We start from the raw sequence: 16479 nt of genomic DNA, 5'->3' as shown, positions 1-16479 counted from the left end.
CGGCTACGCCTGAGATGCACGTTTCTGACGCTTCGCTTGAGTAACTTGCTTGAAGCTTCCGCACCAAGTAGAGGTTGACTCATCTGCGCCTGTAGAGGCACGTTCCATACCCCTTGCAACCTGGAGCATAACTATCGCTGCGGCGACATCCCTATCACATTGGTAATCGCATTTTTCGCAATGGTGAACTCTATCAGCTAATGTTTTCTTCTTTTGATGACCACAATTAGGACAAGTCTGAGACGGCTTAACTTTGGTAGTTGGAATCTCAATGTAAAAACCACCTGCCTCTGTGACTTTGTACTTAATTAAGTCCTTGAGATTGCCAATACCAACGTCAAGCAAAGACCGATTCAGTCCTGACTTTTGACGTTTTCTTTTGCCTTTAGATTTGCGGGTCATCCCTTTAAGGTTTAATTTCTCGGTGGCTACCAGGCTATTACAGCTAACTATCTGTGTAGACACTTTATGTTGCCAGTCTTGTCTTTGACGAGCAACGATGAATTGTATTTTAGCTACTGCTTTATTCGCTTTCCTCCAGCATCGTGAAGCTTTAACCCCTTTAGTTGGTGGTCTTTTTCTACGACTGGTTTTAGCTATTTTGTTAATTTTGATTTGTGCGGTTTTAATAAATCTGGGATTCTCGACTACATTGCCATTAGAATCAGCAATTGCATGGTATGTACCAAAATCTAAACCAATAGCACTTGTATCAGTTTGTGGTCGAGTTGGGATGCAATCAACGGTAATTGATGCGTACCATTTACCCTGCTTAAAGATGATTGTACAGGTCTTAGTTTTACCCCAATCCCTAGCTTGACCACGCATAGGGATGTTACCTAAATTAGATATTTTTAGATAACCGTTTTTGCCATTGGTGCAAGCTTTCCATCCCGAATTACAAGGATAAGTCCATCCTTTATAGTAGCGACTGGACTTATATTTTGGATATCCAGATTTGAGTTTAAAAAACCGCTTGAAAGCAAAATCAACACGCTTAACAGTGTCTTGTAACGCATGACTACCAAGTTCTTGGTACTCTTCCCATTCTTCTTTGAAATCAGGCAAACAATTTTGTTGAGCGAAGTAATCTATTGATTTACCAAATTTCTTATAAGAAGTTCTACGATGCTCAACACAAGCGTTATACAAATCCTTGTGAAGTCGTCGCCAATAGTGCATTTTATTAGCTTGCACCTTGGAGGGGTAGAGCCTAAAAGTGATTCGCTTAGTAGCCATAACATATCGACTTTCTGTTATATTTAAGCATAATATTATTTTTGGGTATACCCTGTTAATATGCAGGTAAGAAAAGGTTCTCACAGTGTTTTTAGCGTGAGGTTGCACTTTGTTTTTGTGACTCACTATCGACGTAAAGCTTTAAACGCAGAAATGCTCGACAGACTAAAACAGATGATTGAACAGGTATCGAATAAGATGGACTGCCAATTAATTGAGTTTAACGGTGAGTCAGACCACATACATATATTGCTGGACTTCCACCCAAAAAACTCTATTGCTGCTGTTGTTGGTAGCCTGAAAAGTGCAACAGCAAGAATGCTAAAAAAAGAATTTCCCCAAGAAGTAAAAAAGCATTACTGGGGAAAAGTTTCTTTCTGGTCTAATTCCTACTACGTGTCTTCTTGTGGTGGCGCACCAATAGAAGTGCTTAAAAAATACATCCAAAATCAAGAAGCGCCAAAGACTTAACTGGTGATTATCGAGGCATCGAGCCTCTCGCTTCCCCACGCTATCCTTCCCCAATCTCAGCGAAGCGGATTGGGGAAGGATAGCGTAAGATGTTCAATAAGACCGTATGGACGTGCGCCACGTGTCAAGTTGGGAACAATCGTTAAGTTACTAGTTGCTACTAACTGGTTGGAAACCTCGGCAACTATATAATAAAGACGCGGATCGGACAGAATGCTATCCCACAGGGACTGCAACACTTCGTCGGATGGCAAAGGAGCATCGACAGCGTTCAAGTGGCTGTATAAGAAGAGAAGTTGTGGAAGTTCCTCACGTGCAATCAAGCGAACGGTAATTGCCATATTTGACAAATAAGCAAGGAGTGTTCACTTAAATTATCATGACCAAATGCAAATAAAACGCGTTATCTTGATAAAGATGTCGTATTTTCAAGATTAATATTTCCCGATAATAAACTACGGTAGTTTTTCAGGAATGCTATAGCGTTAAATTTACTTATTAAAAAAGTAGACTTTTTGTTGGCTATGCTTTCGTCATTTCGAGTTTCAGAGATTTTGAGTGGCTTCTTACAGATTTGTTAAGGGTATAGATATGAACGTCAACACGCAGTGGATAAAAACAGATGTGCTGGTCATTGGAGGCGGTACAGCAGGGACAATGGCTGCTATTAAAGCAAAACAAGCTTCTTCAAATGCAGATGTTTTGATTCTGGAAAAGGCGAATATTCGTCGCAGTGGAGCGATCGCAATGGGAATGGATGGTGTGAATACCGCAGTTATCCCCGGACACTCCACCCCAGAACAATATGTTCGTGAAATCACTATTGCCAACGATGGTATTCTCCATCAAAAAGCCGTTTACCAAACAGCAAAACTGGGTTACGAAACAATTCAAGAACTGGAAAGTTGGGGCGTGAAGTTCCAAAAAGATCCTCAAGGGAATTATGATGTCAAGCAAGTTCATCGGGTAGGTAAATACGTACTACCCATGCCAGAAGGCAAAGACCTCAAAACCATTCTTACCCGACAAGTCAAACGCCATAAGGTAAAGGTCACGAACCGCGTCATGGCAACTCGGGTGTTAGTGAAAGAAGGAAAGGCAATTGGTGCTGTCGGGTTTGATGTGCGTGGTGGAGATTTTGTCATTATTCAGGCAAAAGCCGTAATTCTCTGCACTGGTGCTTGCGGGCGGTTGGGGCTTCCTGCATCTGGTTATCTCTACGGGACTTATGAAAACCCCACCAATGCAGGCGATGGTTATTCAATGGCTTATCATGCAGGAGCAGAACTCAGCAATATTGAATGCTTTCAAATCAACCCCCTGATTAAGGACTATAACGGTCCCGCTTGTGCTTACGTTGCAGGTCCGTTTGGTGCGTATACGACTAACGCTGAAGGATACCGCTTCATTAACTGCGATTACTGGAGCGGACAAATGATGTTGGAAATTTGGAAAGAATTAAATTCAGGTAAAGGTCCAATCCAACTACAGATGAGCCATCTAGATGAAGATACAATTTCTGAAATCGAGTCAATTTTGTGGTCAAACGAACGACCCAGCCGCGAACGCTTTCATCAAGGTAGAGGCGAAGACTACCGTACCCACGGTGTGGAGATGAATATCTCAGAAATTGGTCTGTGTAGCGGACATAGCGCTTCTGGCGTTTGGGTTAATGAGAAGGCAGAAACAACAGTCGCAGGGCTGTACGCAGCTGGAGATATGGCAAGCGTTCCCCATAACTATATGATAGGGGCATTTGTTTACGGTCGATTAGCTGGTACTCATGCGATCGAGTACATTCAAAACTTGAACCATCAAGAACCCGATTCCGATTTTTTAGAAGCAGAAAAGGCTCGTATTTATACACCCTTGAACCAACCTAATGGAATCCCCCATACCCAAGTAGAATATAAGCTGCGGCGATTGGTCAATGATTACTTGCAACCACCAAAGTCCGGTCACAAAATGGAAATTGGGTTAAAGCATTTTATTCGCTATCACGAGACGCTAGCGCAGATGGGGGCGCGTGACCCTCATGAATTGATGCGTTGTATGGAAGTGCATTTCATTCGCGATTGTGCAGAAATGGCTGCACGAGCATCGTTATATCGTCGGGAAAGTCGTTGGGGTCTATATCACTATCGTTTGGACTTTCCAGACAAGAATAACGAAGAGTGGTTTTGCCATGTCAATTTAAAGAAAGATGAAGCGGGGGAAATGATGCTGTTTAAGCGTTCTGTTGAACCGTATGTTGTGAAGGTTGATATTGTACAAGAAGTGTATGACGTGACAGTTCACAGTCATTAGAAGCTTGTAGCCTGTTTTATGATATACTTTTAAGACTGTGCTGATGGCCTTCAACAATACAAACTCATCTAATATGGTAGAGCTACGCGAAGCTAACTATTTCTTACCTCCCATTTGACACTCATGCCTTTACCCTCCTATTTTGTTCGTCGATCGCTCCACTATGGTTGGATCGTTGCAGGATTGACTTTTCTTTCTCTGCTAATCGCTGCTGGAATTCGGGCAACTCCTAGCGTTTTCATGGTTCCTTTAGAGCAGGAATTTGGTTGGTCAAGAGCAACAATTTCGTTTGCAATTTCGATGAACTTAATCCTTTATGGATTAATCGGACCATTTGCGGCGACGGTGTACGGGCAATTGGGGATTCGGCGCACGATGGTATTTGCTTTGGCATTTTTAGGAGTTGGTGTTAGCTTAACTACGTTAATGTCACAACCATGGCAATTGGTCTTGCTGTGGGGCGTTATTGTGGGTTGCGGGACAGGGGTAATTGCTTTGGTTTTGGGCGCGATCGTAGCGAATCGATGGTTTGTGGAGCGACGAGGCTTGGTCGTTGGTATTCTCACTGCAAGTACAGCTACCGGACAATTGGTTTTCTTACCATTACTCGCTTCCATTGTAGAGCGCTTTGGTTGGCGCAATGCAGCGTTGACGATCGCCGGCGTAACATTTCTGATTATTCCTTCGATTGCTTTGTTCATGCGAGATCGACCATCTCAAATTGGATTGCAACCTTTTGGTGACACCAACGAAACGCCCCTTGAAGTGCAAGAGTCGCAACAGTCTCAGGGTAATCCTATTACCACGACATTAAATGCCCTAACAATGGGAATGAGAGAGCGTGACTTTTGGTTGTTAGCAGGCAGTTTTTTCGTCTGTGGCGCTAGCACCAACGGGTTAATCGGCACACATCTGATTCCAGCCTGCATCGATTACGGCATTCCTGAAGTCAAAGCAGCTGGATTGCTTGCTGTCATGGGGATGTTTGATTTTGTAGGGACAACAGCATCCGGTTGGCTGAGCGATCGCTGGAACAATCGCTACTTACTGTGCTGGTACTACGGGCTGCGGGGATTGTCTTTGATTTTCTTACCCTTTAGTTTTGCTTCGTTTCACGGGCTCTCGATTTTTGCAATTTTCTATGGTTTAGATTGGATTGCCACAGTCCCGCCAACGATACGGTTAACAACCCAGGTGTTTGGCAAAGAAAAAGCGGGGGTAATGTTTGGTTGGATTGTAGCAGCACATCAAATTGGAGCAGCAACAGCAACTCTGACAGCAGGGACAATGCGGACTGTCTTGGGAACCTACATGCAAGCATTTATCTTGTCGGGTCTGCTGTGCATTTTGGCAGCATTGTTTGTACTGCGTATTGGTCAAAATCCCATTACAGGAAAGCGACAAACAGCTTCAACTTAAATAAGTCTTCAAAATTGTAGAGCAGAAGTCAAGCAAAAGTACTCAGTCATACTTGCAATAGCTTTTAAGTGGAACACTCTTGGAAGTCTTCCATTGATAAAGCAACTGCTAAATTTTTGTATGCCTTGACTTCGATCGCATTTCCGCTCGGATCGCTCAATACCATCTTTGCTTGCTCTGCGTCAGTACCTACAAAGGAAACATTTGGCTTTACCTTAAACTGAATCCTCATTTGATTCAGGTGATGTGCAAGAGCCTCCCAATCATCCCAAGCTAAAATCGCCCCCCAGTGACGCACACCCTGTTCTCCCATCGGTAACACCTCTGAAGGTCGTTCGTGCAAAGTCACTTGCCCTTCAAAGAGAAAGATGTCGCTCCAGTTGTCCCGGACACGACCAACCTTAGCACCGAAGGCGCTCACATAAAATTCCTTGGACTCTGCTAGGTTTCTGACAGGTAAAGCAAGATGAAAAATGGGGCGAAACATAGTGTTTTTAAACCTCTATAACATTATGTACTCAATCAAAAATACATATCTGGAAATGGAGCGTAGGAGTTTTGTTCTCTACAGAATGGTTGCTTCGATCTTGTAAATTATGCAATACTTATGAAGTATAATACTGTAATTCTATCAAGTAACACAATTTTTTAAAAAGTTCAACAATAGCTTAAAATTTTTACTGACATATGAAACTCTACTACGTCACCTTAAATAATTTAGATGAAGCGCGTCAAATCGGGCGTGCTTTGTTAGAACAAAAACTAGCTGTTTGTGTCAACTGGTTTCCCATAACCTGCGCTTACATATGGAAAGGAGAAATCACAGAAGAGCCAGAAGTGGTGTTGATTGTGAAAACGCAATCGGGATACCGTGGTGAAATTGAAAGAGTTATTCACCAATACATTAATTACACTAACTTTATTGCAGAAATCTCACCTACAGAAACTAACCAAAAGTTCTTGGAATGGTTAAATGCTGAAGTTCCCTTACGCCCTTTACAAAGAACATTTGTAGAATAAGAGTTATATGCAATGCCTATTTACGATTCAATCGGTCAACAATATTCTACAACCCGCATACCCGATTCTCGGATTGTCAATACTTTAGTTAACTTACTGAATTTACCAAAAGGGAACACTATTGCCGATCTGGGTGCTGGGACTGGTAGTTACAGTCTAGCACTTGCCGCTCGTGGATTTTCTGTCTGTGCCATAGAACCTTCTTTAGTGATGCAAACCCAAGCACTCGAACATCCAGACATCAAATGGATAACTGGCTGTGCAGAAGCTATTCCTCTACCGGATCGCTCTGTTGATGGATTGATAAGTGTTCTGGCAATCCACCACTTTTCTGACTTAGAAAAAGCGATTTGCGAAATGCATCGGGTTGTCAAATCTGGGGCAATAGTTTTGCTAACCTTTGATATCAGACTGGCTGAAAAGATATGGTTGTATGATTACTTTCCTTGGCTTTGGGAAGATGCGCTACGATTTCTACCACTCCAAGAACTTACCAACTTAATTCAGGCAAGTACCAACAGAAACGTTGAAACCATACCTTTTTTGTTACCTCACGATTTGTCTGATTTATTTGCAGCAGCAGCTTGGAGACGTCCGGAATTGTATTTACAGCCTGAAGTCCGTGCGGGAATCTCTTCTTTTGCTTTAGCCAATTCTCACTTAATCGCTCCCGCAGTTCAGTCTCTTGCAGCAGATTTAAGCAACGGTCAGTGGGATGCAAAGTATGGAAAAATTCGACAGGTGGCAGAAATTGATGTTGGTTATCGTTTTTTACGAGCAACAATAGAAGAGTAAGTAGGTGGGCGGGAAAAAACCTAACTATGTTAAGATAAGTAAATACTAAAAATGAATGATAATGCGAGCATTTTGGTTACGAGAAGATTTAATAAATTGTGCAACATCTGCACCATTTAGTTCTCCGCGAAGATTGTAATCTATAAATATAATGTCAAAATCATAAGCTTTCAGAAGGGTAATGGCACGTTTTCCAGTGTTAACTAACACCCATGCCTGTGAGCGATAGAGTGCAGTCAATATTCGTTGGCGCTCCTCTGTGTCTTCAATCGGCAAAACTTTGAGGGGTACTTTTGATTGAAGTAAGTTATCGTTTAAAGCCAATATAATCTCCAAGTGCCAAAGAAAAACAGCTAGCTACTTTTTGTTTATCGATATCTTTTTCTAGCAATAGATAGTCACTACTCAAATCATCATGTAAGTAAATACAATAAAATAGTTCACAGTCATTAGACAACAGGTATGAAACAGCAACTTCTTTAGCTTCTTCAGATTCAAACTCTTCCCAAAGAGTCCAAATCCGAACATCCTTACAGACTTTTCCAAGACAGTTTGCGAGTTCTTTTGAGGCTAATTTTTTTATCTGTGAAAGTCGATAGCCCTTATCAAATTCATTTTCATATAGAACTTCAGGCAATACAACTATAGAAAGTTGTTCTCCATATACGGCTAAGGCATGATTTAGGTTGTCTTGAAAGTAGAGTTGGACTGCACCTGAATTATAAGAAAAAAACTCTTCTTCAGTAAATCGGCTATATTTTAAAAATGATGAGATATCAGTTACAAAGAAACGTTCAACTTCAATTAGACAACGACCAATTGCTTTCTCAAGAATATTCTTTTTCTTAGATAAGATTAAATTTAGTAGCTGCAATTCACTATACATTTTATATTTCACTGTCTGCTTTTATTTTTGAGAGTTTTTTTAAAGCGTTCTCTGATATTTAATATATCACCACTTGGGCCTTTGCCTCGCGTAAAACTAACTGGATCATTGACAAAAACAGCACCATCTGTGCTTCTGACAATAAATTGAAAATCCCCTTTATTTGCATTATTTTGTTGTAATTTGGTATAAATTTCTTCTAAATCATCTATTGTTTTTTGTGTGACAACTTCCGTGTTTACTGGAGGGTTAAGAGGTTGGCTAATCTTTCCAATGATATCTTTACTAAGTAGGTGGGCGTGAATAAACAGAAGTATGTAACAATGTGTAAAGGAGAGAGTGAAATATAGGCGCTCGCAGTTATGGATGGAATTCTAGACCGAGCTAAGGAATGTGGATATTCGGTTGAGCGTTTTCGGTTTCATTCTGCCTAACTTCTCATTTCTCCTTTACATTCATTTACATACCTTTGTTTATTCACACCCACCTACTTAATAAGTATTAAATATTTACTACGGTATATTGACCGAATAATGGTAATATAATGAATGTTCTGATGTAAATACCTGCTGGTTATTGGAACTGTTACGGATTTGAATGTTCGTAGCACCTGTAAAAAATAATACAAATTAGTAACTAATGAATGGAGTCAGACTATGGCTTTAACCAATCAAAGAGTCGATGTTCCAGTGATTGTTGATGAGTCCAAATGTTTGGAGAAATGTACGGCTTGTATTGAGGTTTGTCCTCTAGATGTTTTGGTAAAAAACCCAGAAACAGGCAAAGCGTATATGAAATATGATGAGTGTTGGTTCTGTTTACCTTGCCAGAAGGAATGTCCTACAAACGCAATTACAGTTCAAATTCCTTTTTTATTGCGGTGAGATTGAAAAATGACGGTGGATTCAGAATCTGAATTAAATCAATGGTTGGAATTGCTGCGATCGCCCGACGAAAGCGATCGCTTAGTTGCAGTGAAAAGCCTGCAACATTTGGGGGACGAAGCCGCAACTGATGCTCTTATTGCCGCATTAAAAGATAAAAGCGTCACCGTACAAAAAATTGCCGTGACAGCTTTATGGGAGCTAGGCGATCCCATCGCCGTCCCCGCTTTACTGGAATGTCTGAATTCACCGGAAGAAGACATTCGTAGCGAAGCCCTCTCAGCATTGGGTGAGCTAATATCTGGCGAACATTTGCAATTGTTGCTCAATGCTTTGCAGCAACAGGATATTAACTTACAACAGAACGTGCTGATTCTCTTACGCAAGATTCATGATGCTCGCTCATTTCCTGCGGTGCTGAGTTTCTTTGAATCAGAGCATCCCCAACTGAGAGAAACCGCTGTCACAACTCTCCGCTATCTCAATCAAGTCAAGCAATGTCCGCAAGCTTTACTTCTGTTAAATGACTCAAACGATAATGTACGCCGTGAAGCGGCTCTAACTTTAGGGCATTTAGCGGATGATGGTGTTGTGGACTTACTCAGTCAAACGCTCATTTGCGATCGAGATTGGCAAGTGCGTCGCAATGCTGCTAAGTCTCTTGCAATTCACGCCCATCCTCAAGCAACTCCATCTGTGGAAAAAGCTTTGAAGGATGAACACTGGCAAGTACGGAAATTTGCCATACAAGTGTTGCATGCAATACCAGACACCAAATTATTACCTGCTCTGATTGCTGCATTGAGCGATCGCTACTCAGATGTCAGAAAAGAAGCAGCGATCGCCCTCGGTCATCTAGGTGATTCTAAAGCCCTCTACGCCCTCAAGCAAGCGCTTGATGACCCCGATCGTGAAGTGAGTATACAAGCTGAACGAGCCATTCAAAAGATTAATTCACAGTTAGTGGAACAGTAAATCACAGCCAACTTGCTGGAATCAAAACAGACCTCAGCCTAAACCCCTATTGCATACTATAGGATCTTGCTTTTTTCTTCTAGCTGTGACATATCTTAAAATACGGTCAGTCAGTCAGTTTATAGTATTATAGTATAGACGTTGTTAATTCCTAGCAATCATTTATAAATTAGGAGAATCAGCAACCGTGAGTGCTCGTGATTCAGAGCTAGCATCTACCCTTGGTTTGCACCTAGATTTGGAGGCAGATGTCCTCGTCATTGGAGGTGGACCGGCAGGCACTTGGGCAGCATGGAGTGCTGCCACTCAAGGAGCGAAAGTTATTCTTGCAGATAAAGGCTACTGCGGTACTAGTGGAGCCACAGCAGCGGCTGGCACAACGGTTTGGTATGTTTCCAATCCTGCAAACCGCGAGGCAGAGTTGTCTAAACGAGAAACTCTAGGCGGTTTTCTGAGCGATCGCGACTGGATGAACAGAGTTTTAGATCGGGCTAGGATAAACCTAAATCGGCTGGTAGAGTGGGGCTATCCCTTTTCTCGAGATGATAGCGGACATCCTTATCTTCCTTCACTGCATCAAGGTGTAGAGTATATGCGGTTGATGCGAAAACAAGTGAAAAAGGCAGGTGTAAAAATCCTCGACCACAGCCCCGCACTGGAACTATTGGTAGATGCAGACGGTGCTGTAGCAGGGGCAAAAGGGATGAATCGGCAGACAGGGGAGCATTGGACAATCCGAGCCGCAGCTGTCATTCTTGCGACTGGGGGATGCGCCTTCCTCAGCAAAACCCTAGGATGCAATGTCCTCACGGGGGATGGATATCTTATGGCAGCTGAAGTTGGTGCTCAATTATCAGGTATGGAGTTTTCCAACGCTTATGCTTTAACTCCCGCCTTTGCTTCCGTGACTAAAGGTGCATATTATCGCTATGCTACTTTTACCTATGAAGATGGAACTGCGATCGAGGGCAAAGATCGCCGAGATATTGCCCGTATATTGCTAACTCAACCCGTTTATGCTTGTATCGATAAAGCTTCTGAAGAAGAAAAAAGTTGGATGCGAACAATTCAACATAATTTCTTCTTACCCTTTGAGCGAGTTGGGATCGATCCCTTTACGCAACGATTTCCTGTTACGTTACGTTTAGAGGGAACTGTTCGGGGTACGGGTGGATTGCGAATTGTTGATGAAACGTGTGCCACATCTGTTCCCGGTCTTTATGCTGTTGGAGATGCAGCAACACGAGAACTCATTTGCGGTGGTGCATCAGGAGGTGGTAGTCCCAATGCAGCGTGGGCAACTGCGTCTGGTGATTGGGCGGGTGAAGCAGCTGCTCTTTATGCGCGTCAATTAGGGAGTCAAGTTAACAGGCGATCGCTACATAGAATTGATGGAGCAACACTCCGTCCTAGCAGCCGTACTTTTGAGCCCACAGATATAATTCGTGCAGTACAAGCGGAGGTGATGCCATACGATCGCAACTTATTCCGTACAGAACACGGGTTATCAGAGTCACTTCAGCGATTGGACGAGTTGTGGAGTGAAATTCGCAATGCATCCGTTCAGTCAGAACAGCAAACAATTCAAGCGAGAGAAGCGGCTGCAATGGTTGCAACGGCGAGGTGGATGTATGCCACTGCTTTAGAACGAAGAGAATCTCGCGGTATGCACAAACATGAAGATTATTTCCACACTGATGCAAAACAACAACACCGTTTGTTGAGTGGTGGACTCGATCGCGTTTGGGTCAAACCAGAACAAGATATTGCATATCAAATGTGGCAAGAAAGTATTGTTTGTCAGAGTTGAAATAGTCTTATTTCTATTTTGTCCAAAGATTTTGATTTAATTGAACCGCAAAGACGCGAAGGACGCGAAGAAATAGGAGAAGATAATCGGTGACCTTATAAGACAGAAAGACGGAATTGAAAATTCAATTAATCAAAAATATAAAATATAAAATTCATGATTGAATTAGTCAGTGAATCTCGTTGTATACATTGCAATATTTGTGTGACTGTTTGCCCAACTAATGTCTTTGACAAAGTTTCTAATGCTCCTCCTACAATTGCCCGTCAGAGTGATTGTCAGACTTGTTACATTTGTGAATTGTATTGCCCGGTTGATGCTTTGTTTGTTGCTCCTCAAGCAGATGAATCTGTTGCAGTTGATGAGGAGTTTTTAATGGAGTCGGGATTGCTGGGAACATACCGCAAAAAGTTGGGTTGGGGACGAGGACGCACTCCATCCGCGCAACTAGAACAATCTGCTAAATTCTTCAAATACTCTCCCTAAGAATTGAGGGTTAGGGAAAAGTGATTTTCATGTTTTTTGCTGTACTTAGTTTATCATCACTATTTATTTAGAGGAAGATAAAAATGCCACTTCAAGAATCAATATCTACTTGGGATCAATTGTTAGAAGTTGCCCGAAAAAATACCCCGGCTCGGCGGATACGCAGACCCGGACAATCACCTTCTACGGCTCCTATTCCCAGTGGTCTTCATAAACTAAGCTCCGATACACCACCTGTACTGCTCTACCGCGATACCAATTCTTGGTGTCCTTTTTGCGAACGAGTTTGGTTTGCCTTAGAAGAAAAAGAAATTCCCTTTGAAACAGAATTTATAGATTTAAGTAACAAGCCTAAGTGGTATACCGATCTCGTTCCCACAACACTTGTTCCAGCTGCAAAAATTGAAGGCGAATTAGTCTACGAATCTAAAGATATTCTCTTGGCTTTGGAGGAGCGGTTTAGCAGTCCGCCTCTGCTTCCTGAAGATCCTGAAGAAAACGCAGTGGCCAGACAGTGGGTTGAGAATGCTGAAACCAGTGGTTTTTTAGGTGCTGCTTATAAATTTTTAAGACAACCAACTTCAGATCCTAACGAGCTAGCTAACTTTCAAGCAGAGTTGGAAGCTAAATTAGACGCACTTGAAGAAACCTTAGGGAAATACCCAGGTCCTTACTTTGTGTCAACGTTTAGTTTGGTAGATATTATGTATAGCCCTCATTTGGATCGATTGGCTGCCAATCTACCAGTATACCGAGGGTATCATATCAAGGGAAATGAACGCTTCCCTCGACTTAACGCTTGGTTTGAGGCAATCAAACAACGTCCTGCCTATCACCGAGTCAGATCGGACAGTACAACTAACAATTTACTTTTGCGTCGCAGATTCGGTTTACAACCAATCGGGAATCCATTACCTCTAGATGCAACAGACACTGAGGCACTTCAGTACCGCGCAGAAGCTGCTGAAAGATTGAGTGATAACCGAGAAGTTGCGATCGCAGATATCGTGAAAAACTCTGGAGTGCAAGCACTAGCAGCAGATGGGGACATTTCAGCAGTGAAAGAAGCTGTTGAGTGGCATCTTAAACTGCTAGCAGAGTATCTCCTTCATGGGAATGGTTCACCCTTACTAGGTGGACGCACGGGAGGTAAAGAAAATACCACCGATCCGACTGTAGCAGCTGTTGGAGCCATTACACTTGCCTATGTGAGAAATCGCATCTGTGCTCCTCGTGATATGAGTGCGGGTGCTGCTACAGCATTCCGAGCTGCAGCCGATAAAGTCTTAGCATCACTCTATTAAGTATGAAGGATAAAATACCTTCATCCACTCTCGTTCCCAAACCCTCATTTCCAGACTCTCGTTCCTAGTGGTCCACCACATAAGTTTTAATGGGTAAAACGATGTTCAAGCTCATCCTCTTCTTCTCTTCCTCTGCGCCCTCTGCGCCTCTGCGGTTTTTCAATCAACCCTCAAATTCAATGTGGTGAACCACTAGGCTCTGCTTGGGAATGACTGCTCGAAGGCTCTGCCTCCTGTCCTTAGTAAACTTGACTAAGTCGGTAAATTTATCCGAGAATAACAAAATCTTAAATAGTTAGATGTCCTAACAGTTTGGCTAACATCCAAAAAATGAGTACAAAAAAACAACTGAAATTAGGGGCATTCTTGCCCGGTTCCGGACATCACTTAGCAGCGTGGCGACACCCCAACGCACAAGCTGATGGAGGGCTGAACTTCCAGCACTATAAACGACTCGCGCAGACAGCTGAACGAGGCAAATTCGATATGGTTTTCCTTGCTGACGGTGTAGCTGTGCGGGAACGAGGACCAGGAAAGGAAGCGCTAAGCCGAACCACAGTTGTTCACTTTGAACCTCTGACCTTACTATCAGCTTTGTCAGTCGTAACAGAACATATCGGGTTAACAGCAACGGTATCAACCACTTACAACGAACCTTATCACCTTGCTCGTAAATTTGCATCATTAGACCATTTAAGTGGGGGTCGTGCTGGATGGAATCTTGTGACTTCTGCAACAGAAGTTGAAGCAAAGAACTTCAACCGCGATCGGCACATGGAGCATACATTACGGTATGAGCGTGCGAAAGAGTTTGTCGATGTGGTGACTAAACTTTGGGATAGTTGGGAAGACGATGCTTTCTTACGCGATAAAGAATCAGGCATTTACTTCGATCGAGACAAATTACACATTCCCGATCATAAAGGCGAGCATTTTTCAGTCAAAGGACCTCTCAATGTGGCTCGTCCAGTACAAGGATATCCAGTTATCATTCAAGCTGGGTCTTCTGAGGACGGTAAGAATCTAGCAGCACAAACAGCAGAAGTGATTTTTACTGCACAACAAACATTGGAAGAGGCTCAGGCATTTTACACGGATGTCAAGAGTCGATTAACACAGTACGGGCGTTCTCCCGACAGCCTCAAGATTATGCCCGGAATTTTTCCGGTAATTGGCAAAACCGAGCAAGAAGCCAAGGACAAATTCGAGCAACTTCAAGAATTAATCGATCCACACGTTGGATTGGGTTTGCTTGGAGGGATGATAGGTGGATTTGATTTGTCCAACTACCCAATAGATGGTCCGCTTCCAGAATTACCAGAGACCAACGGTGGTAAAAGCCGTCAAAAACTACTGACCGATCTTGCCCGTAGAGAAAATTTAACCATCCGGCAATTGTATTTGTCGATTGCTGGCGCACGCGGACACCGACAAACTGTAGGAACACCAGAACAAATCGCAGATCTATTGGAAGATTGGTTTGTGAATGGTGGGGCTGATGGATTCAATATCATGCCACCTTACTTACCTGGTGGTTTAGATGATTTTGTGAATTTAGTGATTCCTGAATTGCAACGTCGAGGATTATTTCGGACTGAGTATGAAGGTCAAACTCTCCGCGAGAATCTCGGTTTACCCCGTCCGGTAAACCAATTTAGTTCTCGTGCAGGATCGCCAGAACTGGTAACAGTAGGAGCCTCTACTTAAGCACAAATTTTCTCTATGTGGATTCACACTGAAAACACACTTTGGTCGGGGTAAGAAAATCGTTCTTCTAGATGAAATTCTATCCTCCCCAACCCCTAACCCCTAAACCTCTAATTAAACATATGAGTTTCCAAAACTTTGACATTAAACCAGTCGCAGGACGTATCGGTGCTGAAATTATAGGTGTTGACTTGAGTGCCGATCTCAGTAAGGATATTATCAGCGAGATCCGTCAGGCACTCGTTCAATATAAAGTGATTTTCTTCCGTCACCAACAGCTAGATGCCAATGGGCAAGTTACTTTTGCTCGCAGATTTGGTGAAGTCACAACAGCACACCCTACCGTACCATCATTTCCAGGACACCCAGAAGTTTTAGACCTAAATTACGGGCGGACTGTTACCCGTGCCAATAACTGGCACACTGATGTCACCTTCGTAGATCGTCCTCCGCTTGGTTCTATTTTACGCGCGATTGTTATACCACCATCTGGAGGCGATACAATTTGGGCAAACTCCGTAACTGCATATCAAGACTTACCAGCGCATCTACGTAATCTTGCAGACCAACTCTGGGCTATACATAGCAACGCATATGACTATGCCGTTACGCCAATTGACATTTCTGAAGAGGTTAAGGCGTACCGAGATGTCTTCACATCTACTGTCTACGAAACGCTTCATCCAGTTGTACGCGTTCATCCTGAGTCGGGCGAGCGCGGTCTCTTCATTGGTGGTTTTGTTCGTCAAATCCGTGGCTTATCGCCAGCTGAATCGGCAGATATTCTCCGACTTTTACAGGCGTATGTGACTCGTCCGGAAAATACTGTTCGCTGGCGCTGGCAAGAGGGTGATGTCGCATTCTGGGACAATCGAGCGACTCAACATTACGCGATCGCTGATTATGGTGACCAACCCCGCCACGTTCAGCGAGTGACACTCGTTGGAGATATCCCCGTTGGTATCGATGGTAAACAAAGTGAGGCCATCAAGGGAGACTCTTCTACTTACAACCAACGTATACCGGTTGCTGCCTGAGATTGAGAAGGATAAACTCTGCGCTAGAACTTTGGTCTGTTCGATCGGGCAAACCAGTTTAGCGCATTTATCACCTCTTCTGAACAAGCGGCTCTCAGTTGTTCAATCTAATAAAGAACGTAGAATGATGAAGAACCAA

The 16479-nt window shown here is 43.0% G+C and carries 17 protein-coding genes; 12 read left to right on the top strand and 5 right to left on the bottom strand.

All coding sequences use genetic code 11. The features are described 5' to 3' along the window. Positions 1-3: 3 nt before the first annotated feature. Positions 4-1323 carry an RNA-guided endonuclease InsQ/TnpB family protein gene (locus HC643_RS06650; protein ID WP_237265845.1) on the bottom strand — a complete coding sequence of 440 codons (1320 nt, stop codon included), beginning with the start codon at positions 1321-1323 and terminating at the stop codon, positions 4-6. On the opposite strand from HC643_RS06650, the gene tnpA reads away from it, so the two are divergent. Further along, positions 1300-1710: an IS200/IS605 family transposase gene (gene tnpA / locus HC643_RS06645; protein WP_038088359.1), complete on the top strand. Its 411-nt coding sequence runs from the start codon at positions 1300-1302 to the stop codon at positions 1708-1710. The genes HC643_RS06650 and tnpA overlap by 24 nt on opposite strands. A gap of 56 nt (positions 1711-1766) precedes the next feature. Here the strand turns inward: tnpA and HC643_RS06640 are convergent, their stop codons facing one another. After that, the gene (locus HC643_RS06640; RefSeq protein WP_202048593.1) at positions 1767-2051 is read right to left on the bottom strand and encodes a hypothetical protein; all 285 of its coding nucleotides are present in this window, start codon (positions 2049-2051) and stop codon (positions 1767-1769) included. A gap of 250 nt (positions 2052-2301) precedes the next feature. On the opposite strand from HC643_RS06640, the gene HC643_RS06635 reads away from it, so the two are divergent. Both HC643_RS06635 and HC643_RS06630 read left to right on the top strand, forming a co-directional pair. After that, positions 2302-4017, top strand: a complete 1716-nt coding sequence (locus tag HC643_RS06635) for a fumarate reductase/succinate dehydrogenase flavoprotein subunit (protein ID WP_072040798.1) — start codon at positions 2302-2304, stop codon at positions 4015-4017. A 123-nt stretch (positions 4018-4140) separates the two neighbouring features. Continuing rightward, positions 4141-5436 carry an MFS transporter gene (locus HC643_RS06630; RefSeq protein ID WP_038088362.1) on the top strand — a complete coding sequence of 432 codons (1296 nt, stop codon included), beginning with the start codon at positions 4141-4143 and terminating at the stop codon, positions 5434-5436. A gap of 64 nt (positions 5437-5500) precedes the next feature. Here the strand turns inward: HC643_RS06630 and HC643_RS06625 are convergent, their stop codons facing one another. Further along, entirely contained in the window at positions 5501-5923 is a 423-nt protein-coding gene (locus tag HC643_RS06625; RefSeq protein WP_050046349.1) for a VOC family protein, read from the bottom strand. A 200-nt stretch (positions 5924-6123) separates the two neighbouring features. Here HC643_RS06625 and cutA point away from each other — a divergent pair, with 200 nt between their 5' ends. Then, on the top strand, positions 6124-6456 hold the full coding sequence (cutA, locus tag HC643_RS06620; protein WP_038088366.1) for a divalent-cation tolerance protein CutA: 333 nt from the start codon (positions 6124-6126) through the stop codon (positions 6454-6456). Positions 6457-6468: 12 nt separating this feature from the next. Continuing rightward, a complete protein-coding gene (locus tag HC643_RS06615; RefSeq protein WP_038088370.1) occupies positions 6469-7251 on the top strand; it encodes a class I SAM-dependent methyltransferase in 783 nt (260 codons plus the stop codon). Positions 7252-7296: 45 nt separating this feature from the next. On the opposite strand, the gene HC643_RS06610 is transcribed toward HC643_RS06615, so the two are convergent. Together HC643_RS06610 and HC643_RS06605 are read right to left on the bottom strand one after the other, a co-directional pair. Next, complete coding sequence (locus tag HC643_RS06610) at positions 7297-7575, bottom strand: cyclic-phosphate processing receiver domain-containing protein (RefSeq protein ID WP_050046350.1); 279 nt, start codon at positions 7573-7575, stop codon at positions 7297-7299. Further along, positions 7559-8149 (bottom strand): hypothetical protein, encoded by a 591-nt coding sequence (locus tag HC643_RS06605; protein ID WP_137986466.1) that lies wholly within the window; start codon positions 8147-8149, stop codon positions 7559-7561. The genes HC643_RS06610 and HC643_RS06605 overlap by 17 nt, the downstream gene beginning before the upstream one ends. A 644-nt stretch (positions 8150-8793) precedes the next feature. Between HC643_RS06605 and HC643_RS06600 the strand changes: the two genes are divergently transcribed. The 7 genes from HC643_RS06600 (at position 8794) to HC643_RS06570 (ending at position 16340) form a co-directional block, all read left to right on the top strand. Further along, a complete protein-coding gene (locus tag HC643_RS06600) occupies positions 8794-9021 on the top strand; it encodes a 4Fe-4S dicluster domain-containing protein (RefSeq protein ID WP_050046351.1) in 228 nt (75 codons plus the stop codon). A 9-nt stretch (positions 9022-9030) separates the two neighbouring features. Then, on the top strand, positions 9031-9996 hold the full coding sequence (locus tag HC643_RS06595) for a HEAT repeat domain-containing protein (protein ID WP_038088381.1): 966 nt from the start codon (positions 9031-9033) through the stop codon (positions 9994-9996). A gap of 187 nt (positions 9997-10183) precedes the next feature. Then, positions 10184-11806 carry an FAD-dependent oxidoreductase gene (locus HC643_RS06590; RefSeq protein ID WP_050046352.1) on the top strand — a complete coding sequence of 541 codons (1623 nt, stop codon included), beginning with the start codon at positions 10184-10186 and terminating at the stop codon, positions 11804-11806. A gap of 156 nt (positions 11807-11962) precedes the next feature. Beyond that, positions 11963-12292 carry a 4Fe-4S dicluster domain-containing protein gene (locus HC643_RS06585; protein ID WP_038088384.1) on the top strand — a complete coding sequence of 110 codons (330 nt, stop codon included), beginning with the start codon at positions 11963-11965 and terminating at the stop codon, positions 12290-12292. An 83-nt stretch (positions 12293-12375) separates the two neighbouring features. Next, positions 12376-13596, top strand: a complete 1221-nt coding sequence (locus tag HC643_RS06580) for a glutathione S-transferase family protein (RefSeq protein ID WP_038088387.1) — start codon at positions 12376-12378, stop codon at positions 13594-13596. Positions 13597-13926: 330 nt separating this feature from the next. Continuing rightward, positions 13927-15303, top strand: coding sequence for an LLM class flavin-dependent oxidoreductase (locus HC643_RS06575; RefSeq protein ID WP_038088390.1), 1377 nt, complete (start codon positions 13927-13929; stop codon positions 15301-15303). A gap of 122 nt (positions 15304-15425) precedes the next feature. Further along, positions 15426-16340 carry a TauD/TfdA dioxygenase family protein gene (locus tag HC643_RS06570; protein WP_038088543.1) on the top strand — a complete coding sequence of 305 codons (915 nt, stop codon included), beginning with the start codon at positions 15426-15428 and terminating at the stop codon, positions 16338-16340. The last annotated feature ends 139 nt before the right edge of the window (positions 16341-16479 follow it).

This window comes from Tolypothrix bouteillei VB521301 (genome assembly GCF_000760695.4).
GTDB lineage: Bacteria > Cyanobacteriota > Cyanobacteriia > Cyanobacteriales > Nostocaceae > Scytonema > Scytonema bouteillei_A.
This window is presented reverse-complemented; position numbering and strand designations above follow the sequence as displayed.